This window comes from Streptomyces litmocidini, assembly GCF_014649755.1.
In the GTDB taxonomy this organism is placed as follows: domain Bacteria; phylum Actinomycetota; class Actinomycetes; order Streptomycetales; family Streptomycetaceae; genus Streptomyces; species Streptomyces litmocidini.
This window is the reverse complement of the sequence record NZ_BMTQ01000015.1, coordinates 1-23,976: the sequence shown is the minus strand read 5'-3', so window position 1 is coordinate 23,976 and position 23,976 is coordinate 1. Positions and strand designations below refer to the sequence as shown.

20 protein-coding genes and 3 pseudogenes are annotated in these 23,976 nt (G+C 70.6%); 8 read left to right on the top strand and 15 right to left on the bottom strand.

All coding sequences use genetic code 11. The features are described from left to right. Positions 1-538 precede the first annotated feature (538 nt). From IE180_RS27275 to IE180_RS27265, 3 genes are all read left to right on the top strand, one after another. A complete protein-coding gene (locus tag IE180_RS27275; protein WP_190159620.1) occupies positions 539-1,027 on the top strand; it encodes a DUF1877 family protein in 489 nt (162 codons plus the stop codon). A 147-nt stretch (positions 1,028-1,174) separates the two neighbouring features. Continuing rightward, positions 1,175-1,468, top strand: a complete 294-nt coding sequence (locus IE180_RS27270; RefSeq protein ID WP_190159619.1) for a helix-turn-helix domain-containing protein — start codon at positions 1,175-1,177, stop codon at positions 1,466-1,468. Between the two features lie 168 nt (positions 1,469-1,636). Then, positions 1,637-2,113, top strand: coding sequence for an EF-hand domain-containing protein (locus IE180_RS27265; RefSeq protein WP_190159618.1), 477 nt, complete (start codon positions 1,637-1,639; stop codon positions 2,111-2,113). 1,235 nt (positions 2,114-3,348) lie between these two features. Here the strand turns inward: IE180_RS27265 and IE180_RS27260 are convergent. Beyond that, positions 3,349-4,779 (bottom strand): competence protein CoiA family protein, encoded by a 1,431-nt coding sequence (locus IE180_RS27260; protein ID WP_190159617.1) that lies wholly within the window; start codon positions 4,777-4,779, stop codon positions 3,349-3,351. 973 nt (positions 4,780-5,752) lie between these two features. On the opposite strand from IE180_RS27260, the pseudogene IE180_RS27255 reads away from it, so the two are divergent. Then, positions 5,753-6,585, top strand: a pseudogene (locus IE180_RS27255) (IS5 family transposase). On the opposite strand, the gene IE180_RS27250 reads toward IE180_RS27255, so the two are convergent. From IE180_RS27250 to IE180_RS27185, 14 genes are all read right to left on the bottom strand, one after another. Beyond that, on the bottom strand, positions 6,540-7,418 hold the full coding sequence (locus IE180_RS27250; RefSeq protein WP_190159616.1) for a glycosyltransferase family 2 protein: 879 nt from the start codon (positions 7,416-7,418) through the stop codon (positions 6,540-6,542). The pseudogene IE180_RS27255 and the gene IE180_RS27250 overlap by 46 nt on opposite strands. 33 nt (positions 7,419-7,451) lie before the next feature. Next, on the bottom strand, positions 7,452-8,300 hold the full coding sequence (locus IE180_RS27245; protein ID WP_229860942.1) for a hypothetical protein: 849 nt from the start codon (positions 8,298-8,300) through the stop codon (positions 7,452-7,454). 125 nt (positions 8,301-8,425) lie between these two features. Beyond that, on the bottom strand, positions 8,426-9,091 hold the full coding sequence (locus tag IE180_RS27240) for a 3'-5' exonuclease (protein WP_229860940.1): 666 nt from the start codon (positions 9,089-9,091) through the stop codon (positions 8,426-8,428). 118 nt (positions 9,092-9,209) lie between these two features. Continuing rightward, complete coding sequence (locus IE180_RS27235) at positions 9,210-9,641, bottom strand: class I SAM-dependent methyltransferase (protein ID WP_229860970.1); 432 nt, start codon at positions 9,639-9,641, stop codon at positions 9,210-9,212. A gap of 183 nt (positions 9,642-9,824) precedes the next feature. After that, the gene (locus IE180_RS27230; RefSeq protein WP_190159615.1) at positions 9,825-10,370 is read right to left on the bottom strand and encodes an NUDIX domain-containing protein; all 546 of its coding nucleotides are present in this window, start codon (positions 10,368-10,370) and stop codon (positions 9,825-9,827) included. Between the two features lie 34 nt (positions 10,371-10,404). Next, on the bottom strand, positions 10,405-10,959 hold the full coding sequence (locus tag IE180_RS27225) for an NUDIX hydrolase (protein WP_190159614.1): 555 nt from the start codon (positions 10,957-10,959) through the stop codon (positions 10,405-10,407). Further along, a complete protein-coding gene (locus IE180_RS27220; RefSeq protein ID WP_229860938.1) occupies positions 10,956-11,768 on the bottom strand; it encodes a class I SAM-dependent methyltransferase in 813 nt (270 codons plus the stop codon). Before IE180_RS27220 ends, IE180_RS27225 begins: the two co-directional genes overlap by 4 nt. After that, positions 11,765-13,015, bottom strand: coding sequence for a protein-L-isoaspartate O-methyltransferase family protein (locus IE180_RS27215; protein WP_229860936.1), 1,251 nt, complete (start codon positions 13,013-13,015; stop codon positions 11,765-11,767). The genes IE180_RS27220 and IE180_RS27215 overlap by 4 nt, the downstream gene beginning before the upstream one ends. Before the next feature lie 141 nt (positions 13,016-13,156). After that, the gene (locus tag IE180_RS27210) at positions 13,157-14,635 is read right to left on the bottom strand and encodes an NUDIX domain-containing protein (protein ID WP_190159613.1); all 1,479 of its coding nucleotides are present in this window, start codon (positions 14,633-14,635) and stop codon (positions 13,157-13,159) included. A gap of 95 nt (positions 14,636-14,730) precedes the next feature. After that, positions 14,731-16,122: an MFS transporter gene (locus IE180_RS27205; protein ID WP_190159612.1), complete on the bottom strand. Its 1,392-nt coding sequence runs from the start codon at positions 16,120-16,122 to the stop codon at positions 14,731-14,733. Then, entirely contained in the window at positions 16,106-17,143 is a 1,038-nt protein-coding gene (locus IE180_RS27200) for a phosphotransferase enzyme family protein (protein ID WP_190159611.1), read from the bottom strand. Before IE180_RS27200 ends, IE180_RS27205 begins: the two co-directional genes overlap by 17 nt. Next, positions 17,140-17,682, bottom strand: a complete 543-nt coding sequence (locus tag IE180_RS27195; RefSeq protein WP_229860933.1) for an HIT family protein — start codon at positions 17,680-17,682, stop codon at positions 17,140-17,142. Before IE180_RS27195 ends, IE180_RS27200 begins: the two co-directional genes overlap by 4 nt. Beyond that, complete coding sequence (locus tag IE180_RS27190) at positions 17,682-19,682, bottom strand: ABC transporter ATP-binding protein (protein ID WP_190159610.1); 2,001 nt, start codon at positions 19,680-19,682, stop codon at positions 17,682-17,684. The genes IE180_RS27195 and IE180_RS27190 overlap by 1 nt, the downstream gene beginning before the upstream one ends. 302 nt (positions 19,683-19,984) lie before the next feature. Continuing rightward, positions 19,985-20,380 carry an HhH-GDP family DNA glycosylase gene (locus tag IE180_RS27185; RefSeq protein ID WP_190159609.1) on the bottom strand — a complete coding sequence of 132 codons (396 nt, stop codon included), beginning with the start codon at positions 20,378-20,380 and terminating at the stop codon, positions 19,985-19,987. Between the two features lie 730 nt (positions 20,381-21,110). On the opposite strand from IE180_RS27185, the gene IE180_RS27180 reads away from it, so the two are divergent. From IE180_RS27180 to IE180_RS36775, 4 genes and pseudogenes are all read left to right on the top strand, one after another. Then, positions 21,111-21,958, top strand: a protein-coding gene (locus IE180_RS27180) for an IS5 family transposase (protein WP_190159608.1) whose coding sequence is annotated in 2 segments (ribosomal slippage) — positions 21,111-21,485 and positions 21,488-21,958 — 846 coding nt in all. Because the reading frame shifts where the segments join, the coding sequence is not laid out codon by codon here. 6 nt (positions 21,959-21,964) lie between these two features. Further along, positions 21,965-22,138, top strand: a pseudogene (locus IE180_RS36780) (HNH endonuclease); the annotation flags it as partial. A 108-nt stretch (positions 22,139-22,246) separates the two neighbouring features. Beyond that, entirely contained in the window at positions 22,247-23,482 is a 1,236-nt protein-coding gene (locus IE180_RS27175) for a hypothetical protein (RefSeq protein ID WP_190159607.1), read from the top strand. 70 nt (positions 23,483-23,552) lie between these two features. Next, positions 23,553-23,842: pseudogene (locus tag IE180_RS36775) on the top strand (HNH endonuclease); the annotation flags it as partial. Positions 23,843-23,976 lie beyond the last annotated feature (134 nt).

Below are 23,976 nucleotides of genomic sequence, written 5' to 3'. Positions count from 1 at the left end.
GAGCGGGGCGCTGCCCGACGGCCAGGGACAGCAGGCGGCGGGCGGGATGGCAGACGGACCTGTATCACCGGATGGCGAGAGGTGGTCGATCCGGATGCCCACTCCACCGAAGCCGTCCATCCGGTCACGCAGAGCGGTGCAGTCCGTATAGACCATCCAGCCGAAGGCCGACCGGTTGTAGCGGTCCTTCCAGGGCGAAAGCGTGGTGGCCAGGCTTCCTCGGACGAATGTCAGCTTGCCGTCATCGATGCTGGCAGGGGCTGTTCCGAGCAGCTCGACGAACTGAGCCTTTTCCAACCTGAGGTTGGAAAAGGCTCACTGACATGGTCAGATCCGGGATCGGCAACGGGGCGCCGTTCAGTTACGGGACAGCTTTTAGCGGACTGCGATGCCTGCTCTGTGAAGAACGGGATCTGAAACGGGCCCGGGTAAGCGATGACGTATACCCCGGCCCGCGTCCAGTTCTGGTCACCTGTAATGAGCCGATGCTACAGTCTCCGCGCCCCTTGGTTGCGGCAGAGTCGAGAGTGAGAATTTCGTGAGTCTTGTCGTCAGGCTTTTCCGATTCCAGCCCAAGAGATTGGAGGCCATGAATACCGAGAGCGTTCTGGCGGAAGTTCCCCTGAAGTCTGACGAGAAGCGGTTCGCTGCGGCGCAGAGTGCCGGACTCCTTCTTGACCTCTCCGAAGAGTGGGAAGTGGTGCACGCGGCATTCACGGGAGGGTCGCCGGACGCCCATGAGGCCGGATGTCAGCCCGTCCTCGGAGGTGCGTTCCTGGGGCGTACCAATTCGGAGGTCCTGGTTGTCCTGCGGTCCGACGACGTACGCAGGGTGTCGGACCACCTCGCCACTGTCCATCCGGAGCGCAGGGTGAGCGACAGCCTCGACGCGATGGAGTCGGCGTTCGGCGACAAGATCGGGGAGAGTTTCGCGGACTATCTGGCGACCGTCCTCCGTGACGTTGCGTCTTTCTACGCGGAAGCCGCGTCGAACGGCGATGCCGTGGTGAAGATCGCGTATTCCTGATGTTCCAGGATGAGAAGATCGCGGGCCTTGACCTCGATTCGTCAGCGGTGGTCACTGCTCGGTGAGGTGTTTGGTTGATCCCGTTGAGATCGCCACGGGGTGGCGCACAGCCGGCCCGTCCGCTCATAAACGACGAGGAACCCTCATATGCCCAGCACAGCGGCCTGCTCACGGCTCACCGTGACCGCCCTGATATACGCCATGGGGGAGCGGCAGGCAGACCTGGCGGAAGCCGTCGGCATCACCCAGAGGCAGGTGTCGCGCAAGCAGTCCGGCACCGCCCTGTGGTCCCTCGACGACCTCGACCGGCTCTCGGCCCACTACGGCATCCCCGTGTCCGACCTCCCGCGCGGAGCCGATCACGCGATCAGCCGGCTCCCGGCCGCCCGCCGCGCCGCACACCTCGGGGCACCCGGACCACGATCACCCTCAACTGACTGATGGGCGTCATGGGTTTTCACCGGTGTGGTCGTCGGCCTGGGCCGGGTGCGGGAGACGGGCGCCTTCGCTGTCTCTTTCGAGGGATCCACTCCGCGACCCAGGAGGCGAAAGGCCGCTCCTGCGCCACGGTGGGAACGACCTTGGTTCGACAGAAAGGGCAGGTGGAACATGACGATGACGGCACAGGAACGCGCCGAGGCGCTGTTCGAGAAGCTTGACTCCGACAGTGACGGTCAACTCCGTCCGGGGGACATCGAGCGCGCCTTCCTCCCCTACTACATGGGGTCCGACAACGCGGAGAAGCAGCGCGCCGTCCAATCAGCCGTCGGCACCCTCGTGAAGGCTCTGCTGGGCGACGAAATGTCGGACGAGACGGTCAGCGAGAAGCAGTTCATCGCGGCCTTCGCCAGCCCCGGCTTCGTCGACAAGGCCCTCGTCCCGTTCCTCGTCGCAGTCGTCGATGCGGGCCAGCGCGACGATGAAAGCTCGCTGGACCTGGACGAGTGGAGGAAGTGGCAGGTGCGTCTCGGACTGCCCGATACTTCGGAGACCATGCGGGAGTTCCAGAGCGCCGACAGCGACGAGAACATCCTGGTCAGCCTTGAGGAGTACACCCAGTTCCTCAAGAAGACGTACACCCCCTGACGCGCCAGCAAGAGCGGAAAGTCCCCGGGCACTGCCACACGGCAGCGCCCGGGGACTCTTCGCGTGGCGCACGGAGCGTTCCTCCCGGCCGGGTCTCGTTCCGTGAATTCGTGAGGCCCGGCCCAGACCTCGCCCTCGGGCACGCCCCCGGGCTCATGTCCCTGGCCCTGGGCGCGCCCCGGAGGCGCTCGCCGCGGGCCGGCACCCCCGCTCCGCTGTTTCTCCGCTTCGGCCGCGACCCCATGGAGCCCCTGCGGGAAGCGATCGGCAACCCCCGCCGCGAGGCCGCCGACACCCAAGCCCGGGAAGAGACCGCGCGTGCACAGGCGGAGTACCCGGCGAAGGTGCAGCGCGCGGCGCAGGAGCAGGCCGCGAAGCAGGAAGCCGAGCATGAGGCGCGCCGTCCCGTGCGCCGGCTGCGGGGCGAAGTCCACCTACGAACGGTGCAGGGTGGCACAGGCGACGGACTGGGGCACCCCGAAGGACTCCCACCCGCACCTGTGCGACGGCTGCAAGCAGAAGGCCGGCGCCGTTGCCCGCCCAGCGGCTGACACGCGAGAGCGCCAGGAGCCGGTGCGCGGCGAGACAGGGCCGGACGGCTTCTGGGACGGCCCCAGCGCCCCGTCTGTACCGAATGCGGTGCCGCGTTCACCGACGAACGGTGGAAGGCGACTGCGCGCGTCGGCTGGAGCCATTCCCCGGCGAAACGCCCGTCTCCGTGCGGGGGCTGCGACCAGCGGTTCGAGGCCGACTTGGACCTGACCTGGGGTGTGAGTCACCGGCAGGAGGAGCGCGACCAGGAGCAGGATCAGGCCGTGCCCAAGCAGAAGACCACCGGCTGGCTCTCCCGCCTGCGCGACTGAAGCGAGCAAGCCGTCGGCGGCCCACGGGCAAGCCCGCCGTCGGCGGGCGGATGAGTCGCTGACCGACGACAGCGGGGTCGGGCAGGATCACCCTGCCCGACCCCGCCGGCTGTTCCCGGCTGCTCACCGGCTGAGGCGGATGCGCGGCCCTCACGCGAACTCGAGACAGTCGAGGAAGACGTCTCCAGCTCCTTGTCCCACAGCCCGCGCAGCAGCATCGGAACGGTTTCCATCCGTTCCGGGACGGCCAGGGTCTCGGGCTGTCTGATCAGCGCGTACCGGTCGTACGAGGCGGGCTCGCTGCCCGGCGCGTACGCGCCCCCCTAGGTTCGGGAACGCCGACTGGAGGGTGCTGCGGCGGGGCGCAGAACTTCAGACCATGGTGAGTTGTTCGTGTTCGGGCAGGTTGAGGTGCACGATCCGGTTCTCGGGAAGGATCCGGGCGAGTTCGCGTTCTTCCGGGGCGCTCCGGGCCAGAATCAGCTCCCCTGCGAGGCCCGGGCAGGAAGCGGCGAGGACGGGGCAGGGGAGCGCGATTCCGTAAAGGGTTCGTCGGCGGTCCCTGGCGAAGAGCGGGATCCCGCAGGCGTACTGCGGCCAGACCTTCAGTTCCTCCGGGATCTCCAGCCGCAGGCTCGACGTCCGCCACGCGTACTCGGCGACGGCCGAGAGCAACTCGGTCCGCTGCTTCGACGACAGCCGGCCCCACCATGCCCGAGCCGTCTCCAACTCCTGGTGTTTCCGCTCCTCCTTCTCGGCCTGCTCCTGGGCAAGACGCGCGTCACGCTCCACCCGTTCTCGCTCCAGCCGCGCGTCCTGCTCCGCCCAGCGAGCCTTCGGCTGCTCCATGAGTACGCGGTGGTTCTTCTCCTGCCCAAGCCGGCGGCGCTCGTCCTCCGCGGCCCTGCGCACCCGCTCCTGCTCCGCCAGCTCCTTCCAGCGCCGCGCCGCAGCCTCCTCCTGCTCCTGCTGACGAGCCTCCCGCTCCGCTCGCGCGGCCTCCTGCCGCTGCCGCATCACCTTGTGCTTGGCCTGATCGGCGACCGACCTCTGCGACGTCCACCACCGGTCCCGCGTGAACCGCCGCTGCTCACCGTCCACCACCCGGTACACCCGCCGGTACCTCGGCAACACCTTGGCGGGGACGAGCTGCCCCTCCAGCGCCCAGCGCCCAGCGCACGAACCGGTCCAGCGGCTCCTCATGCAACTCCCACCGGCCGGCCCGGTACCCGAACCCGGCGAGCCCGTCGCCCACCCCCCCCACGACGCCTCCCGCCCCTGCGGAGGGCGCACCCGGATCGCCGGTACCGCGCTGATCCACCGCGGCGGCCGTACGCCCGGGTACACCCAGCACACTCGGATGTCCTCCTCGGCGTACCGGCTAGTGCGCGTCTCGATGTCCTCCAGGGTGATCGGCGACAACTGCGACTCCCACGCCATCCGCACCGCACCGTCCGGGGACGACGCCATTACGTCCGCGCGCCAGGAACCGTCTTCGGCCGGCGCCTCCAGGGCCGCGAACCACCCGGCGGCCCGGATCGCACCCGCCGTCTCCAGCTTGAGCATGTGGTGTTCCCACGACTCGTTCGACAGCTCGCACGACGGGGGCCGGTTCGGATCGTGGCAGAAGAACCGCACACCAGACCCCGAGACCTTCGGGTGCACACCCCAGGCGCACTCAGGGCAGACGAGCGGGACACGAGGGCGGACCTTGTGCACCTGGCCCCAGGTCATGCCGCGCCCCAGGTCGGGGAGGGTGGAGTCGAGACGGCCGAGGTCAGGATGCAGTGCGGTGAAGGGCATGAATCGCATCTCCTGGCAGTCCAGCATGAGGACAGCAAATCCGACACGACACCAGATGTCAGAGGCCACTGACAACGGCTCTCCAGCTGTCCCGTTCCGGCAGCACCTCGACGTCCTCGCACACCAAGGAGGCCGGACAGGGATCGCCCCGTCCGGCCTCGGCGGCTACTCCCGCAGCCCCTTGAAGACGCCCCACAGTGCTCTGACCCAGTCGGGCGGGTCGGCCAGGAACTCTTCCGCCATACGGGCCATGAGCGTCTTCGACGCGCCCTGGGCAACGCCCGGGCCATCGCGGCGGGCACGTCGGCGCCGACGGCCGCCTGCTGCACGGCGGGCGCTGGGCCCGCCGACTGGACCGGTATGGTGTGGGACGCCTCGGCGGCCACGGCGCCGTCATGCTGGGCGGGAACGGTGCCGGACGACGGCTGGACGGGCGCCGAGCTCGACGGCTGAGCGGGGGCGGGAACGTTGTCCCGGGTCATGACGCTGCTCCTTCGGGCAGAAAGCGGGAGGACAACGGACATCTGCGTGGTGTCGTCCGCATGGGTAGGGCGTGTCTCGCGGTAGGCGGTCCTTCGGCTCTCTGCCTGAGAGCGTCCCTGCAGGGCGTGAGCCCGGGCTCAGGGCGGCGTTTCCAGCGTGGCGCCGGTCGGCTCGTTCACTGCCCCGGATGCCTGGGGGGTGGTCATGGGAATGTCCTCCAGCGTGAGTTCGTTTGAGCGAGCGGGACGGTGAGCGTTTTCCCACCTCGCATCGGTGCTGGCCAAAGGCACGTGGACAGTCGGCTGCGCCAGCCGGTGACAGACCGCTGGCCAGTGGACGCACAGCCGGCCACCATGTCCCGAACTCTCGACCGGACGTAGTCGGCCGTGCTGACAGGCAGGTTGGAAAAGGCTCAGTGACAGGTCGTGGATGCTTACGTCTCGGCCTAGGCAGTGTCTTCAAATGATCACCGCTGGTGGATCATGGTGTCGTGATACGCCGTCATGAACTGTCTGATGCCGAGTGGGAGTTCGTCCGGCCGCTGCCGCCCGCCTCGTTGCGGGGACGGAAGCGGCTGGGCGACCGCCGGGTCCTGAACGGGATCGTGTGGAAGTTCCGGACCGGGACGGCCTGGCGGGACGTGCCCGAGCGTCATGGTCCGTGGGCGACGCTGCACACGCGTTTCCGCAGGTGGGCGGCGGACGGGACGTTCGACCGGATGCCGCGGGCCGCGCAGGCGAAGGCGGACGCGGCGGGCGGCGTCGAGTGGCCGGTGTCGGTCGACTCCACCGTCGTGCGGGCTCACCAGCAGGCGGCCGGGACCCGAAAAGGGGGCTCCGCGACCCGGCGCTCGGCCGGTCCAGAGGCGGTCTGACCAGCAGGATCCACCTGGCCTGCGACGGGCGGGGCCGTCCCCTCGGCTTCGTCGTCACCGGCGGCAACACCCACGACCGCACCCGGTTCACCGCCGTCATGGAAGCGATCAAGGTGCCCCGGATCGGACCGGGACGACCCCGTACCCGGCCCGATCATGTCCTGGGCGACAAGGGCTACAGCTCGAAGGCGATCCGCTCCTGGCTCCGCCGCCGCGGCATCCCGCACACGATTCCTGAGCGGGCCGACCAGGTCCGCAACCGGGCCCGGCGGGGCAGCCACGGAGGCCGCCCGCCGGCCTTCGACCGCGAGGCCTGCAAACACCGCAACGTCGTCGAACGGTGCTTCAACCGCCTCAAGCAATGGCGCGGGATCGCCACCCGGTACGACAAGACCGCCCAGTCCTACGAAGCCGCCGTCACTCTCGCCTCACTGCTGATGTGGGCGTGACATTTGACGACAGAACCTAGGGCTCGACGGGTCGTCCAGCCCTCGCGCGTGCCGGCCAGGGCCTCTCTCAGCCCGCCGACGCGCACAGCCCGGGCCACGGTGATCGCAGCCCACACGGCGAGGTAGAACGGGATGAGCGGAGCGGGGAGGCTGCGGTAGGCGACCCAGATCCGGTTGCGGGCGGCGAGCCGGTGGAACAGCGCGTGCCGAGTAGGAGACGTGAGCGGGTGGTGCATCCGGATCCCGGCGGCGTACCAGCCTGTCCATCCGGCCGACCAGCACTGCCAAGCCAACTGAAGCCCCTCGTGATAGAGGAAGAACTCGGCCGGCCACCCTCCGACCGCGTCGAATGCTTCTCGGCGCACGAGTACGACGCCCTCGGTCATCGTGGTGGTCGTGCCGGGCCGCTCCGGACGGCTCGCGCGCAGCCGGGGGACCCAGCGGCGCGGCGTGGTCACATCGTCTGGTCCGGTCAGTCTCGGTTGTACGTATGCGGCACGTGGGTGCTGCTGGGCTTCGGTGATGAGCCGGGCGAGAACGTCGATGCGGGGGAAGGCGGCGTCGTTGTCGAGGAAGAACAGCCACTGGGCCGGATCGGGTTCCCGGCCGAGGGCGTCGGCACCGGCATTTCGGCCGGCGGGAATGCCGACGTTCTCCGGCAGGCACACGGTGAGCGCGCCGGGCGGCACGACTTCGGGGCGACAGCCGTTGCCGACCACGACCACCCGGACATCGACGCCGCGCTGCGCGAGGAGCGTCGCCTGCGCGGCGGCCTCTTCGGCCGGGCGGTCGTTCAACGTCAAGACGACCACGTCGACGCGTGGGTAGGGCACGGGTTCCTCCAGGCCGGTGGGGAGTCGGGGTGGTCAGGGCGAGGGGATGGGGGCGCCGATGAGGTGTTCGGCTTGGCGGGCGATGAGCGGGGCGAGGTGGGGGTGGACGCCCCGGGAGCAGGCTTGGAGGAGCTGGCCGAGTGCGACGAGTTCACCGGTCCGGCCGGCGGGTGTGTCGAGGACGTCCGCGAACTCGTGCCGCACGCGCGCGGCGACGGCCGGCACCGGCAGGGAGTAGGCGTGCAAAAGGCCGGGGTCGTAGCCGACCGGCATGCGGCCCCAGCCCTCCCAGTCAAGGATGATCAAGGTCGGGGCGGTGAGGTTGGCCCAGTGCAGGTCTGCGTGTCCGGTGGTGTGCTCGTGGATCCAGGGCGGGTCGATGCCCAGGAAGGCGCGGAAGTTGCGGTCGATCCACGACTGCCGTACGGCCTCACGGTCGGTCGGCACTGCGGCGAGCGCACGCGATGCGCCGTGCAGGTCTCGCCACCAGGTGTCCGGCAGGTTGGGGTCGTGGTCGAGCACGGGGCTGCCGGTGACGACGGTCGGTGTGGTGATGAACTCGGTGAGCTCGGCCCGGTACGCGTACGAGCCGTGCGTCCAGTCCATGAGGTTCCGCAGCCGGGGACGCGGGATCGTCCGGGGTACTGCGGCGTCTGCCAGGGCGGTGCCCTCCCACAGCCGTCCGCCGGCCTTTTCCGACGGAGTGGAGACGACACGCAGCCAGCTCGTGCCAGCGCGGCGCCCGAACGTGCGGCCCTGCCACCCCCACACCTCCGGGCCCGACGGCGTGATGTGGAAGGCGTGGGCCGCGACCGCGAACGCGCCGCGCATCCTCGTGACGTCCTCGGCTGCTTCCGGGGCGGTGAACACCGGTGCGGTCATGGTCCGTTCCCTCGTTTCGCGTCGTTCTGCTCAACGGGCGTGAGCAGGCGCCTGTCACGGCCCGGACCCGCGGACATCGGTCCCGGGACGCCAACCGCCCTCGTTCTCTCCAGCAGGACGCCGGGTCAGAACAGAGCACTCTGCTCTGCTTCCGTGTCCGCGGGTGGCCGTTTGGGCTGCAGTCCGGCGGCCGCGTCCAGTTCGAGGAGCGTGCGCCACCGGCCACCGGCACACTCTTCCTCCAGCAGTCGGGCCAGCACCTGGGCGGTGACCTCGACGTCCGGCATCGCCCGGTGCCGGCCGGCAGGCTGGGGGATCCCGTAGAAGGCGAGCAGGTGGTCCAGCCCGTAGGAGCCGAGAGAGGGCACTACGGTCTTGGCCAGGCGCAGCGTGTCCAGCAGGGGGGTGGCGGCGAGCACGGGACCGTGCGCTGCCTGACGGGAGATGATCCCGGCCTCCGTGGACGCGTGGTGGGCGACCAGCCGGTACGGCGGCGCGGTCAGGCGGGCGTCGAGCCGCGCCAGTACTTCGGCGGCCGGACGTACTGTGGAGAGCATCTGCTGGGTGATGCCCTTGAGCTGGACGTCCCGCGCGGTCACCGGAACGTCGGCGGGCGGCCGCATCAGCTCCTCGAACCGGCCCACCTCCACCAACCGGTCGCCTACGGGGCGCAGCGCCAGCGCCGCGACCTCGATCGGCTCGGCAGGCCGTCCCGCCGGGGTGAGGCCTTCGAAATCGACCACCAAGAACGTCATGGCGGCGAAGCGGGGATCGTTCACCAGCGCATCCACGGTGTCACCTCCTGCCGGAACGCCCCGGGCTCCGAGCAGGCGCGGCCGTAGAGGGCACAGACCTCTCGGGTGCGGTTTTCGATGTCTGGCACCAGATGCTTCCTTCTGGTCACGGGGGTCAGGGCCACAGGGCGTAGCAGCGCAGGACGTCGAGATCGGCGGTCCGTACGCAGGACCAGCCGGTCGTCAGCAGTTCGATGTCCAGAGGTGAGATCCCAAGCTTTTGGAGGGCCGGGTTGGTGGCCGTGCGGCGGCCGGCGATCTCGGTGACGACCCAGAGGACTCCGCCGGGCGCGAGGATGCGCCGGATCCGATCGAGGAAGGCCGCCTTGTCGTCGATCCACCGGTAGACCAGGCGGCAGGTGATGAGGGCATAGGCGGGATATGCAAGGACGGTGACGTCGTCGGTGGTGATGTCCACGCACTGCCAGGCCGGCCCCGGGATGACTCCGGGGTTGATGTCGTGAGCGGCGGCGAGCTCGACTGCGCTGGGGGAACAATCGATACCAGTCGTCTGGTACCCGAGCTCGTGGTGGAGGTGGCGGGCCAGGGAGCCGTCGCCGCTGCCGATGTCGAGGGCGGGGCGACCCTTGCCGGGGGGCGAGGTGCTCGGCCATCAGTTGTTTCTCGGCCGCGCACACCGGCCGGTAGCGGTGGCCACCGGCCCAGAGCGGCTCCCAGTACTCGGCGGGCAGGGAGCGGCCGTCCTGGCCCGGTGCTGGTGCTGCCGTGCTCACTGTGTCGCCTCCTCGGCGTGCGTGACAGGGCCGTCCGGTCCGGTGCCCCAGTCCCAGGCGCCGACGTAGGCCGCCACCCCGCTCCGACGGGCCTCCATGACGGCCGTCAGCCGGTCGAAGTCCCCTATCGGCATCAGCGCCCGCCACTGCTCCAGCGGCATCGCCCGTACCTCGTCGTGCTCCTCGGGAGCGAGGACGATGCCCGCGAACTGCTCGCCGGTGAGCCGCCCGCCGTCGAACACGAAAGTGACGGTCGACGACAGAAACCCGGGCCCGGGCAGACCGAACACCGCCGCCAGCAGCCGCGGCGGCCCGGACATCACCAGTCCGGTCTCCTCGGCGGTCTCGCGAACAGCGGTCTCCCACGGCCGCTCGCCCGCCTCCGCCGTTCCACCGGGCCACTGCCAGGGGTGCTCGGGACTGTAGACGCTGTGGAGCTGCACGGGCTGGTCGTGCTCGTCGGTGAAGAACACACCGGCGGACACGACGGCCTTCGGCAGCGCCGCCGCGTACTCCTCGGGATCGAGCCTCTCCTCGGTCATCGCCCGCCCCCGTCCCGGGCCTGCGGGAGCTTGGTCATCCGCATGAGGGCCGAATCGCGCGCGAAGCCGAACTCCCGGGCACGAGGCGCAGCCGGTCAACAGTCGGGTCGTGCCCGATCATGTCGCCCGGCTCCTGGAAGTGCACCGCCACGGGAACACCGGCCCGATAGGCCTCCAGCCCCGCGCGGCAGTAGGCGACCATCGGCTCCGGCAGAGCGTCGAACGCGAACCAGTCCATGGCGTCGCACACCTTGGGCTCCTTGACGTCCGGCGTCCCGGACCAGCGGCAGACCTCGAAGAAGAACCCGACCCGCGCGCTCCCGGCCGGTGCCCGGTGGTGGACGGTGACCGCGGCCCGTACGTCGTCCGGCCCCACCACCAGGCCCTTCTCCTCGGACGCCTCGCGCACGAGCGCGGTGACGACGTCCTCGAAGGGACCGACGACATGACCGGAGGGGAAGTGCCAGTGCCCCGCAGCGTAGACGGTGCCGGCCCGCCGCGACAGCAGCACCTCCGGCCCCTTCTTCCCCTCGCGGACGGTGATCAAGTCCACGTCCACCGGCACCGTGTGCCGCTCGCCGCCGCTCACCGGGCACCTCCCGGCCGGCGGGCGAGCAGGACGTCGAACACCGTGTCCTCGACGAGCCCGTCCTCCTGTGCCGCGTGCTGTTCCAGCAGGGCCCGGACCTCGGTCTCGAACCGGGGATACCCATCGCCGAAGAGGTCGGGGCGGGCGAAGCTGGTGCTGTGCAGGTAGCCGACCACCGTCTCCGGGGTCCACACGCGGCGGAGCGGGAAGTGGTGCTCCTCGACATCGCTGAAGGGGGACTCGGCCAGGTCGTCTTGGTACCGGCGGCCCGGCACCGTGTAGGCCCCGGTGGTTCCGGCGCGACGTTCGGCGCCGAGGTAGGACTGGATCAGCTCTCGCAGCGCGACCGTCCATGACGCCGTGTGGGTCCAGAGGCTGCCGTCGCCCATGATCGCCAGGGTGGCGCCGGGGGAGGTGACACGGTCGGCCATGGCCAGGACGGCCGGGCGGTCCATCCAGTGGAAGGCTCGCGCGCAGGTGACCAGATCGGCCCGGTATCCCTCTGCGGGCGGCGTGAACTCCTCGGCCCGGACGGGATGAAAGGCGGCGGAACGGCCCGCGAGAAGAGGGCGGAGGGCGAAATCGGCCTGGTGGAGCATGTCCCGGTCGGCGTCCACCAGGTCCAGGCGGGCGAGCTGCGGCAGGACGGGCAGCAGGGCGGCCGGCACCTGGCCGGTCCCGGTGCCCAGATCGAGCAGAGCCGGGTGGCGGGTGCCACGCAGGGGGCCGGCGAGCAGGTGGACGACCTCGTCGGGGAGGCCGGGGCGATGCCGGCCGTAGGCGTCCGCCGTGGCGTGGAACAGGCTCACAGGGCTTTCTCCGTGGGGTGCTCGGACGGGCAGGGGGCGGAGGGTTGGTGGGGCACCGGCACGAACGGGGGCAGGGCCCACGTCAGGGCGCGCAGGCCGGTGCCGGAGGCGACGTGCTGTGGCCCGCCGCCCTCCGGCACGCTCACCCGGTACGCATCGGGCCGTCCGGCCAGGACCCAGCGGGCGTGCACGTCCTCGAGCTCGGCCCACACGTCCCGGGACCCGTGGACGCGGACGGTCGCCTCGCCGGGCCCGGCGACCGCCCAGGAATCTTCGTCGGGGGCGGCGATCGTCATCGTCTCGGCCTGGAAGTCGCGGACGAGCCCGGGCGCCAGGTAGGCGGCCGCGAGCCAGAAGCCGTACGCGTCGTCCGGCGGAGGCGCGAGCCGGGTCGGGCGCGGTACGCCGGGGTTGGCCTTGATCCGGGGCCGCATCGTCACGGCGTTGAGCCACCGGTAGCCGAGCATGGGCCGGTAGCCGCGCGGCCGCCCTCGCAGTACTGCCTCGATCTCGCCGGCCCCGGTCCGGGTGGCCAGGAGCTGTCCGGGCCAGCTCGGCGTGCGGGTGGTGAGCGTCGTCAGCAACCGCCCGCCGGGCGCGAGCTGCTCCACCCACGCCGGCGGGACGCAGGGCACGCCGATGCCGGAGTGGATCCGGTCGAACGCACCTCCCGCCGGGTGCCCGTCGAGAGCATCACCCTCCACGACCCTCGCGCCCAGACCGATCCGGGCAAGGTTGTGCTGGGCGAAGGCGGCCATGCGGCCGTCCCGTTCGACGCCGACGGCGAGGCGGGGGCCGGTGACGGCGGCGGCGAGCGCGAGGGAGACTCCCGGGCCCGGGCCGAGCTCCAGGTACCGCTGCCCAGGCGCTAGTTGCAGCGTCTGGAGAGCTTCGACGGTGGCCTGGCCGTAGGTCGACATCGACGTCATGTTCCCGCCGGACACCGGCCCGCGCGTAAGCGTGTCGAGCGGCTCCCCGTCGCGCTGCAGCAGGACCGACTCACCGCTGTGGATCAGGTCGAGCCACTCGGCCCGGTCGTCCGGGTGCGTGCCGTCGAGCAGGCGCCACTCGATCGGCTCGACGCCCGGATCGCTCACCCGTACGTACGCATGGGGAAGCAGCACCTCCCGCGGCACCGACAGCAGCGCCTCGCGCAGCCGGACATCGGTCAGCACGCCGTCGGCCTCCAGACGCTCCACCATCGCGGCGCGGCGGGCACATGGCGTGGTGGACAGGTCAGCAGACATGACGGTTCTCTTCCTGGCGCGGTGGACGGCAGGACGCCGGCGTAACGGGCGCGGCGGCCAGGCGGCGGGCTCGAGACGCCTGCAGCAGGCGCCCCCTCGGGCCGCGCGAATCGTAGGCGGCGCCGACCGCCGTGAAGCCGCTCACCGGGACCATCCCAGCTCGCTGTAGGAGCGGCCGGCCCGGATGCCCTCGATCGCGGCACGGGTGTAGGGGACGATCGGCTCCGGCAGGTCCTTCGCGTCCCACCACTCCCAGGCGAGACACCGGTCGGGTTCGCGGTTCTCGGGGGTGCCCTCCCAGTGGCGGGGGCGGAAGAAGAGCTGGATTCTCGGCCGGGCTCCGGGATCCACCGTGTGCACGGTGTGGACGAGCTCGAGGTCGGCCGGATCGATGACCAGCCCGGCCTCCTCGAACGCCTCGCGGGCAAGACCGGCGGTCGCCGCCTCCGCCTTCAGGTGCCCGGCCAGGGCGTGCCATGTTCCGCCCGCGTACGCAGAGTCCGGATGCCGCAGTCCCAGCAGGACCCTGCCCCCGTGCTCCAGGTAGAGGTGGACGCCGACGACGTGCAGCACGGTCCCGGCCGGGGCCTCGCCCGGCAGCGGACGAACCGCGGCCGGGGGTTCTTCCACGGCGGGGTGCTCGGCCGCGTGGCGGCGGATCAGGTCGCCGAGTCCGGGGTTGAGCCGGAGCCGGTCGAGGGTGTCGACGGTGAACCACTTCAGCAGGACACCTTCACGGAGGTCCACCGCGCCCGGGTCCCCGTCCCAGCAGCCCGCGTAGACCTCGATGGGCACCGCCAGGCCGTCGACGCTGGTGGCCTCCTCCACGGCGTACGGCGTCAGACTGGCCGGCTCCAGGCCGGGCGCTTCTTCGGCCAGTTCCCGGCGCAGCGTCGCTTCAAGACAGGAATCGCCTGGTTCACGTCCCCCACCGAGGAGGGCGAGCGTCCACGGCTCCCAGATGCCGTCCCGGTCATCGCGCAGATGGAGCAGGTACCGGCCGGCCTTGTCGTAGATCAAGGCGCTGGCGTTGAGGGGCTCCGGCTGTCCGTCGAGGCCCTCCGCCTCGGCGGACAGGAGCTTGGCCCGCAGCGTAGGGGAGCGCACATCGGCGAACGGGAGCCACTGCGCGTCGGCGACTTCCTCATCCTGCAGTGCCAGCGCCGGTGGCTGCGCGGACGCGAGGTAGAAGACGAAGCGGAAATCGACGTGCTGGTGGGCGGGCTCGGCCTTGGCCGGATTGGCGTCGATGTCGTGGAGGTCCACGTCGATCGGCGCTCCGAGGAACTGCGGGGTCAGGCACAGGTCGCCGGGGCGCAGCCCCGCCTCTTCGCACACCTCGCGCACGGCCGCGACGAGGAGCGTACGGTCGCCCGCCTCCACATGGCCGCCGGGGGTGAGAAGCAGCCCGGTCGCCCGGTGGCGGATGTGCAGCACGCGACGATCGCGGTCGATGACCACCGCGCTGCAGGTGACGTGCGCGGGCAGCGTGGCGTAGCTGGACGGCTCGTCGGCGCCGTCGAGGAAAGCCAGCAGCCCGTCCATCGCCTGGCGTTCCTCGGCATGCCGGGCGAGATAGGTCTCGACGGTCGTGCGGATGTGGGAGCGGGAAGGCGGCACGTGATCACCTCGGGAAGTACAGGGCAGGGCGCGTGGGTGGTGCAGGGGCAGCGGCATACATCGCGGCGTACGGGACGGGTTCGGGTCGCTCATGCTCACGGGCTTCCTCCCGGTGAGCGGTCGTGCCGCACATCGCCCGGCGCCGCGGGTCGGGGCACAGCCGGCCCACGCGGTGATGGCGCGGGTTGTGCGAGGGCGGCCGTGGCAGGAGGGGTTACGGCGGGCGAACCAGGCATCTCCCGCAGGGTGCGCAGCGGGGAGCGGTAGAGGACCACGAGGGGGACCAGCAGGAGGCAGGAGCCGACGATCAGGGTGGCGCGCACGCCGATCCAACTGCCGAGTCCGCCGGCGAGGAGCGCGGCCACCGGCCGCGCCCCGGAGGTGAGCCATGTGCTCACGGCCTGCATGCGGGCCTGCATGGCACCGGCGGTGACGACTTGGCGGATGGAGCGTTGGGTTGTCCCCGCGGCCGCGGCACACGCCAACTGGAGGAACAAAGCGGTGCCGATGGCGAACTGCCAGACCAGGCCCGGAGAGGCGAGCAGCAGCGGGATCTGTGTGACCGGGGTGAGCGCGAGCGCGGCGAGCATCATCGGGCCGGGCCCGTACCGGGCTGCGAGCGACGGGGCGGCCAGCGCGCCGACCGCCGCGCCGAGCGCCCCGAAGCCCAGGACCACGCCGAAGACGGTCGCGCTCATCGCGAGGGACCGGAGCAGGTACAGCGCCCACAAAGTGTTCATGAGCGCCAACGCGAACGACGTCGTGGCGTTGACGAGGGTCAGGGTGCGCAGCCGGTGGTCGCCGTGGACGTAGCGCAGACCCTCACCGATCTCGGTGTGCAGCCGGCGTCCTTCGACTGCCGGCCGGGGGTTTTCAGATGCCTGGATGCGGGCGGTGCACCAGGCGCTGACGAGGTAGGACAGCACGTCCCCGAGCAGGGCCCGGGCCGGGCCGAGGAGCGCGGTCAGGGCGGCACCGAGGCTGCTGCCCGCGGTGGCAGCGACGGCGAAGAGAGCGCCGATGCGGCTGTTGCTCCGCTGGATCAGGGACCGGTCGACCAGACTGGGCAGGAGACTGATCGCGGCGGCATCATGCAGCACGCCTGCCCCGCCCTGCACGGCCGCGACCACCATCAGATGGGGCAGGGACAGCCGGTCCAGGAAGGCCGCCACCGGCACGCTGGCCAGCGCCGCAGAGCTGATCAGATCACCGGTGATCATCTGCTTCCGCTTGGCGTGGCGGTCGGCCAGCGCCCCTGCGTACAAGGCCAGCAAGGCGGGCGGAAGTTGGCCCAGGAAGGTCAACCAGGCGACCTCGGCGGTGGTCGCGTCGAGTTCGAGTACCGCCAGCACGGGGATCACCATGATGCTGACCGAGCTGCCGGTCACGCTGGCCGTCTGTCCGGTCAGGTAGCGGCGGAAGTCGCGATGCCGCCACAGCGACGGCCGGGCGCTGGGGGAGGGAGAGGGGTCAGTGGAGGAGGCCATCGAGCACCTCCTCGACTTGGGTCAGGCGGTCGCGCAGCTCAGTCATGGCCGCGTGCCGGTTGCGGCCGTACGCCTTGAGTTCCGGGGTGAGCGCGGCCGGGGCGTCGACGGCCTCGGACAGCGGATACACCGAGCAGGCCAGGTATCCGGCGGCGATCCGGGACACGGCAAGGAGCTCGTCGGCCGGCAGCGCCGGGTTGGCTGCCCGGTAGGCGGAGATCGCGTCGGCCAGGCGGGCGGGCCAGTCCGGCTCTGCCAGGACCGTGCGCGGGTCAAGGAGGATCCGCCCGAGCTCCCAGGTGGGGCTGCGGTGAGCGGGCGGCCGGAAGTCGATCAATGCCGCCACCCGCTGCCCGCGCAGGAGGAGATTGGGCGAGGCCAGATCGCCGTGGACGGTCTGCACGGTCAAGGACGCCGGCAGCTCTTTGACCATGGCAGCCACGGCAGGCAGCGCGTCGAGCCGCCGCGCGGCGGTCTCCTGTGCCCAAGCGGGAAACCCCGAGACGGGCGGCTTCTTGGCGAAGCGGGAGAGCAGCCGCTCGAGGCGCTGCCGGGCCCGCTTCACATCGCACACCTCACGCGCGGGCACGCGGCGCGGAGGCCCGGCCGGGTGGCAGGCCAGGCTCCGGTGCAGGCGTCCGACCGTCTCACCCACCGCGGCCCACCGTGCGCCGGACAGGCCGCCCTCCGCTGTCTCCGCGTTCTCGACAAATGCCGCGACCGACACCGCCATCCCACCGGCGGCCGCGATGAGGTCACCGTCCAGGGTCTGCCGCACCACCGGCACAGGGACACGGCCGAGCCGCGCGAACTGGCCGAGCTCCAGCACCTGGCGCTCCGCGTCCAGATCCGTGTCCGCCGGGTAGGCCTTCACGAACCACCGGTCACCATCGCTGTCCCGGGCCACGTAGTTGCGGGTCGCCGTCTCCGCAGGCCCCTCGACGACCGCGGTCGGGACGATCCGGTAGAACAACGGCAGGATCCCCGCCACGACCATCACGTCCGACTCCGCGCCGCTCATCGCCGCACCCCCAACCGGCCGTCCGCGTCGGCCAGCAGCCGGCGCAAGGCTCGGGCATCGGCCTGCAGCTGCTCCTCGGCCTGCCGCCCGAGACCGAGCGTGTCGAAGGGCAGCGGTCCTCCTGGAGCCAGGTCCGTGCCGGCGTCGCGGCGGGGAACGCAGTGCCAGTGCGCGTGCGGGATCTGGTTCCCCAGCAGCAGGTAGTTCATCTTCAACGGCTCGTAGAGCGCCTCCACCGCCCGGCCCAGGGCGAGGGCGTCGCGCCAGAACGCGGCCGCCTCCCCCTCGTCCAGCTCGGTGGGCTCCGCGACGTGACGGCCGGTGTAGATCACGACGGCGTACCCGCGGACCTGGCCGCTGCGCCACAGGTAGGCGTTGCTGACCTCTCCGCGCCTGAGAAGGAGACCCCAGCCGATGTCCTCGGCGGAGAAGTCGTTCGCGCACATCGGGCAGTCGGTGCCCCGGCGGTGGCCGGTGAAGTTCTCCGGCCAGGCGCCGGCCGGCGCGGGCGTGGGACGGAGTTGTGCGGGGTCGGGCATCACACCGCCTCCCCGGCCTCGGCGCGGTAGCCGTCGGCCTGGAGGGTGAACATGCCGGCGTACTCACCGCCGAGGTCCATCAGCTCCTGGTGGGTGCCGCTCTCGATGACGCGGCCGCCGTCGAAGACGAAGATGCGGTCGCAGGCGACGACGCTGGCCAGGCGGTGAGAGATCAGCACCGTGATCTGATCGGGGCGCGGGGTGTCCCGCAGGACCGCCTCGTACACGGCGTGCTCGGCCCGGGGGTCCATGCTGGCGGTCGGTTCGTCCAGCAGCAGGACGGGAGCGTTCTTGTACAGGCCGCGGGCGACGGCGACCTTCGCCCACTGGCCGGCGGACAGTTCCTGGCCGCCGCGGAACCGCTTGGACAGCAGCGCCTCCCATCGGTCGGGCAGTCCGGCGATGACCTGCTCGGCGCCGGAGGCCCGCGCGGCATCCAGGGCCCGCTGCGGGTCGGCCTCGGTGAGGGTGCCCCGGGAGACCGTCAGGTTGGCCAGCGCGCTGAACGGGAACCGGACCGGGTCCTGGAGCACGCAGCCCACCCGGGCCTGCAAAGACTCGGCGTCCATGTCGAGCACGTCCACGCCGTCCCAGCGGACCGTGCCCCCGTCCTGGGGTTCGTACAGTCCGGCGAGGAGCCGCGCGCAGGTGGACTTGCCGCTGCCGTTGACGCCGACGAACGCCACCGTCTGACCGGCATGCAAGGACATGGAGATGCCGTTGAGCGCCGGAGTGTCCTTGCCCGGGTAGGTGAAGGACACGTCCTCCAGCGTGATGGTCTTCACCGTCTCGGGGGCGGGCAGCCCGCTGCGGCGCGGCTGGAGGGTACGGCATCGTTCCTGGAAAGCCAGAAGGTCGTCCACCCACATGGCGTGCTCGTAGACCAAGTGGGAGACGTCGACGAGCCGGGTCAACGAAGACTGGGCGGCCTGGATGGCGAGGACCGCGCCCGCGCCGGCGGCCAGGGGCAGCCAGCCCGCGATCAGCATGGCGCCGAGCGCCGTGTAGGTGATACCGGTGCCGATCCCGCCGACCGCCCGGCCCGCCAGGGTCAGCCCGGCCGAGCTCACGCCCAGGCGGGTGTCCTCCTCGGCGATCCGTGTCGTCAGCCGGGAGTGCTCGTCCAGCAGCGCGCCCTGGGCGGTGTCCGAGCGGAGTTCGGCAGCAGCGTCCCTCTCCAGCAGCAGCCAGGAGAAGACCCGCACCCTGCGCTGCAGGGTGTTCCACCGCTTGAAGCTGTGGAAGCGAGCCCGGGCGCTACGAACGGCCGCCGCGCCGACCGGCAGCACCGACAGCAGAAGCAGAGGCAGCAGGGCCGGGTGGAGGACCCCCAGGACGCCTGCGGTGCCCACGAGCCCGAGCAGTGCGGCGGCCAGGGAGACGACCTGGCCGACGATCTGCCGGGCGTAGAACAGTCCGCGGTCGTTGGCCCGGTAGGCCTCATCGTGCCAGTCCGCGTCGTCGACGACCTCGAGCCGCACATGGGCGGTCAGGGTGAGGAACTCCGTCTCCAGCGCCGTGCGGATCTTCGGCGTCACCCTGGCCTGCGCGACAGCGACGCCCGCCTCCAGGAGCGCCCGGGCGGACAGGAAGCCGACCACGACCAGCAGCTGGGGGATGGCCGCACGCACCCGGTCCGGCGTGGGCCCTTCAGCGAACAGCTCCCGCAGTACCGCTACCGACGCCATAAGCCCGAACGCTGTCATCGCGGCCGACGCCAGCTGCAGGACCACGACCGCGAAGGTCGCGGTCCGGTCCGTGTTCCAGGCCAGTTGGCCGATCTGGCGCACGATCCGCGGAAGCCGCGCGAGGATCTGCCCGACCGTGGCCTTGGACGCTGCGCCGTCGTACACGGACCAGTACGTCTCCTCCAGGCCGTCGGCGATGTCACCGTCGCGTGGCCCGGCCGGCACGCTGGCGGGCGGCAGCGGAAGTTCCGCCCCGCGCGGGGCGGGGACCGCGCTCTGTCGGATGGCGTCTGCACCACTGCCGCGGCTCATGCCCCCCACCTCGTATCCGGTCGTGCTGCGCTGCCAAGGGCGTCAACCCGGCGTCGGAGCCGCGCCAAGCGCGGGACGGCAAGCTGGAGATGTTCGAATGCGGCGAGAGGATTTACGGGGGCGGGCACAGGATTCACGGGGTCCTCCAGATGGGCGCATGAGGGGTACTGGTGCTCTAACAACGGCCTCGGACGGACCCGTAACAGGCCTAACCGGGGTAGATCGTGACAAAGTTCTATTTGGGGGCGGTCGGTGCTCTAGCGCGGCTCGGCGGGCGCGGGGAGACACTCGAACGCTTCGTGTCACCCGTTCGTGGACTCGTCCTGGGGTCGTGAGGGCATGGCTGGGGAGGCAGTGGCGCCGCGCGTGCTGCCATTGACCAGGGCGGGGGAGCCAGGACGGGGGCGCTCCAAGGCCTCGTTCCAGGCCTCGATGCCATCCGGGTCCAGGAGCGGAGCGACGGGGGCCTTGAGGTACTCGTGCTCGACGAAATACAGGCCTGCGGTTCCGGCGCGGCCGGGGAAGAGCTGGTTCAGGTGGCGGGTGACGGCTTCCGGCGCAGCGTCGTCGGCGTCGAGGAGCCGGCGGGCGAGGATCTTGCGGTTCCATACGTCGATGCCGAAGGCGGACGGGTCCCGGGAAGCATGCGAGGCAATCACCGCGGCGGTGTAGGGGCCCACGCCCTTGATCCGCTGCACGGCCTTGATGAGGTCGCCAGCGGTCCGCTGCCACCACTCGCGGACGGAAAAGTCCTCGGGGTAGGCGAAGGCGAGGTCGGTGGGCTGGAGCCGGTGACGTCAATGTGCTTCCTCTCGTGGACGTGACGGGCGGGTCGGCATGTTCAACGACGCCGCCGCGATTTCGAACACATGTCTTTCGGACGGGCTGCACACCCCAGGATTGAGCGGGCTGCCGAAGGTGCGCAGTGCACCGACCCTTGCCGCACAAGAGCCCTTAGCTGGGGGGAGGTTGGCCGAAACGCCGATGCTCGGGGGCGCGCTTTGCGGGGTCAGTAAGAGCGCACAGTGCCATGTCCGTACAGGCTGGACCTGTGCTTCCTGGTGAGCGCAGGCGATGGGCTCACTGGTGTCTGGTGTACGGCGCGGGAGCCGGCGGTGCGCTCGTACCGGGAATGGACGTCTTGTCGTGGTGCGGGGGCAGGCGTCGTCAGCGGGGGTTCAGATGAGTGACGGCAGTTTTCCGCGCTGCCAGTGGCCGAGCCAGAAGGCTATGGCGGATGCCTCCTGGTTCTCGGTGGAGCCGTCATGCAGCAGGTACTCCGTGGGAGCGAGGTATCCCTCGCCGGGGGCAAGACGGATACATAGGAGGTGGATCGCGTGTCCGGTGGCGATGTGGCTGCGGTAGTCGTCGGTGTGAGGGTGGTGCCGGGCTTACAACCCCTAACGAAATGATCTTCGGGCTGGTTGGATGGCCCTCCGAGTGCTGATCTGGGGGTGTGGGGTGGCTCGGCGGAAGCCGTGGGAAGTCGATGACGAACTCTGGGCGGTGATCGAGCCGCTCCTGCCGAGGGTGGCGCGTCGGGCTCGTCATCCAGGGCGGAAGCGGCATCCGGACCGGCTGGTGTTCCAGGGCACCCTGTTCGTCCTGCATACCGGGATCGCGTGGGAACACCTCCCGCAGGAACTGGGTTTCGGATCGGGCATGACCTGCCGGCGGCGTCTGGCCGAGTGGACCGAAGCCGGCGTGTGGCCGCGGCTGCACGAGACCCTTCTGGCCAGGCTTCACGGAGCGGATGCCCTGGACTTCTCGCGGGCAGTGGTCGACGGCTCTCACATACGCGCGTTAAAAGGGGCTACAAGACAGGACGAAGCCCCGTTGACCGGGGCCGGAACGGCAGCAAGCACCACCTGATCACCGACGCCACCGGCATTCCGCTTGCGGCCACCTTGACCGGCGGCAACCGCAACGACGTCACGCAGTTCATTGCCCTCCTGCAGGCCGTCCCGCCGGTCCGGGGCAAGCGCGGCCGGCCCCGCCGCCGGCCCGAGACGGTGCTGGGCGATCGCGGCTACGACCACGTCAAGTACCGGCGTCTGGCCTGGGCCCTGGGCGTGAAACCCCTCATCGCCCGACGCGGTGTCCCTCACGGATCAGGCCTCGGCACCGACCGCTGGGTCGTCGAGCGGACCTTCGCCCACCTGCACTGGTTCCGCCGGCTGCGGATCCGCTGGGAAGTACGCGACGACATCCACGAAGCCTTCCTCAGCCTCGCTTGCTCACTCATCTGCTGGAGACGCCTGAAGTCATTCCGATAGCAGTTCTGCAACACGCGCAACGAGGTCCTGCTCTCTGAGGCGGTCGAGTCTCCGGAGGTCGCGGCCGGCTGCAAGCTCACTGGCGGCCGGTGGATCTCGTACTACGACGGCCAGGAGGTTACCGATCCCGGCAAGCTCGACATCGACCACATGGTTCCGCTCGCCGAGGCCTGGGACTCCAAGTACGCAACCCCTCCTGGCGAACTGTTCCGAGCAGACCTAGGCTGAGCTGCGAGGACGTGCGGGGGGAGCAGGGACATGGGTGCGGACCCGGGTGGGGGTACGGGCATGAAAGGCGCAGAGGACTGCGAGGCTCTCCTGATTTCTGCGGTCCAGGCCAAGGACACGGAGCTGGTGAGGTCCTTGCTCCGGGACGACAGCAATGACAGGGCGCGTGACCAGGCGTTCTGCCTGGCGGTTCGGTCCTACTGCGGCCACATCGCCCAACTGCTGCTCCACTACGGCGCAGATCCCTCCCGGTGCGCATCGGACGAGCTGCTACCGCTGCGCGAGGCGGTCGAATCGGGCTCGCCCGCGCTGGTCGAGGCGCTCCTGGGAGATCATCCGGAGTCCGAGCTGCTTGCTATGCGTGACCTCGCGCGCCACTGGCACGAGACGGGGGTCGAAACCGAGCTGCGATGTCGCACGGGTTCCACAGATGCTGTCGCCTGTACCCGGATCCAGGACGACGAGTACTACAGCATCAACGAGTTCACCCTTGGTGGTATGACCGCGCGAGACGGGCATGGGGCGATCCTCATGTACCTGGAGGAGCTGCTCGGGGTCCGCACCTCGTTCGAGAAGCTGATGGACCGCGCGTTGGCCCACACCTGCCAGGACCACACCGCCTGGGGGAGGGCCGCCATCCAGCTGGCCGACCGGCGCGACCAGGCGACCTGGGCGGCTGCCGCAGCGCTGCGGACGCACCCGGACCCGTCCCACCGTTTGTTCGGCGCCGAGGTGCTACGGCTGACTCATCTCTTCGACGACAGCGACGAGGACGCGTACGCGGGTCCTGCCATGGACATCTTCATCGACTGGTCGGCCGAGGAGACGGACGTCGCCGTACTCACCGAGGTGCTGGTCGCTCTTGGAGAACACGGCGAACTCCGGGCGGAGGCGGCCCTCCTGCCACACGCCGGTCATTCCGATGCCGGAGTACGACGTGCGGTGGCGCAGGGGCTCAGCAGCTGGTCCTCCTCACCGCCGGCCTTCTCCGGCGACGCTCGCACGGCGCTGCTGCGGCTGATAGCCGATCCGGACGCAGTGGTACGGAAGACCGCCTGCTGCACGGTCGCCGTGGGCCAGGACCACGATCCCGTCTTCGCGGACGCCATGGCCGCTGCGCTGGACGACGCGGACCGTCTGGTTCAGCTTGCCGCCGTCTACGGACTCGCCCTCCACAACGACGAACGGTGCGTGGAAGCGGCACGCTTCCTCGGCCCGCAGCAGCCCGGTTCCCTGGAAGAGGAGGGCTACCTCGAAGCAGTGTGGCGCTATGAGTGGCGCCGCGACCGCCGCTGACGTCTCCGCCGTAGCCCGTCAGGTGCCCAGAGCGGGGAATACCGCACGGTTCGGATGACGCTCCCTGCCAGCTGGTGCGAGCGCCTGGGACGCCAAGCGCCGCGAGGCGCACGCCAACGACCAGGACGCCGCCACCAGTCTGGTGGCGGTGGCGGCGCGCTCGAACCGGCAGAAGGCCGACCAGGACCCGAGGGAGTGGATGCCGCCGGCCCGGAAGCCACCTGCCGGCACCTCTCTGAATGGGTCGCCACGAAGCTGCGCTGGGGCCTTGCCGCGGACCAGGGCGAGGTCGACGCGCTCGCGCTGTACGCCGACGACCCGTGCGAGGACACGGTCGTCCACTACACCCCGGCCGCATGAGGCGGTGGGCCCTGCCGGCCGGCAGGGCCCACCGCTCTGGTGTCGTCTGCGCCGCGCCATGAGACGTACTGCGCTGCCCGGGCGGAGGCCGGATGCCAGGGCGTGCGGTTCGGCCCGGAGGCGGATTCGTTCGG

Excerpts from the sequence above, each read along its gene's own strand:
- IE180_RS27270 (WP_190159619.1), top strand. The coding sequence starts at position 1,175 with ATGCCCAGCACAGCGGCCTGCTCACGGCTCACCGTGACCGCCCTGATA.
- IE180_RS27265 (WP_190159618.1), top strand. The coding sequence starts at position 1,637 with ATGACGATGACGGCACAGGAACGCGCCGAGGCGCTGTTCGAGAAGCTT.
- IE180_RS27260 (WP_190159617.1), bottom strand. The coding sequence starts at position 4,779 with ATGCCCTTCACCGCACTGCATCCTGACCTCGGCCGTCTCGACTCCACC.
- IE180_RS27245 (WP_229860942.1), bottom strand. The coding sequence starts at position 8,300 with ATGACCGCACCGGTGTTCACCGCCCCGGAAGCAGCCGAGGACGTCACG.
- IE180_RS27230 (WP_190159615.1), bottom strand. The coding sequence starts at position 10,370 with ATGACCGAGGAGAGGCTCGATCCCGAGGAGTACGCGGCGGCGCTGCCG.
- IE180_RS27215 (WP_229860936.1), bottom strand. The coding sequence starts at position 13,015 with ATGTCTGCTGACCTGTCCACCACGCCATGTGCCCGCCGCGCCGCGATG.
- IE180_RS27205 (WP_190159612.1), bottom strand. The coding sequence starts at position 16,122 with ATGGCCTCCTCCACTGACCCCTCTCCCTCCCCCAGCGCCCGGCCGTCG.
- IE180_RS27200 (WP_190159611.1), bottom strand. The coding sequence starts at position 17,143 with ATGAGCGGCGCGGAGTCGGACGTGATGGTCGTGGCGGGGATCCTGCCG.
- IE180_RS27195 (WP_229860933.1), bottom strand. The coding sequence starts at position 17,682 with ATGCCCGACCCCGCACAACTCCGTCCCACGCCCGCGCCGGCCGGCGCC.
- IE180_RS27190 (WP_190159610.1), bottom strand. The coding sequence starts at position 19,682 with ATGAGCCGCGGCAGTGGTGCAGACGCCATCCGACAGAGCGCGGTCCCC.
- IE180_RS27175 (WP_190159607.1), top strand. The coding sequence starts at position 22,247 with ATGAAAGGCGCAGAGGACTGCGAGGCTCTCCTGATTTCTGCGGTCCAG.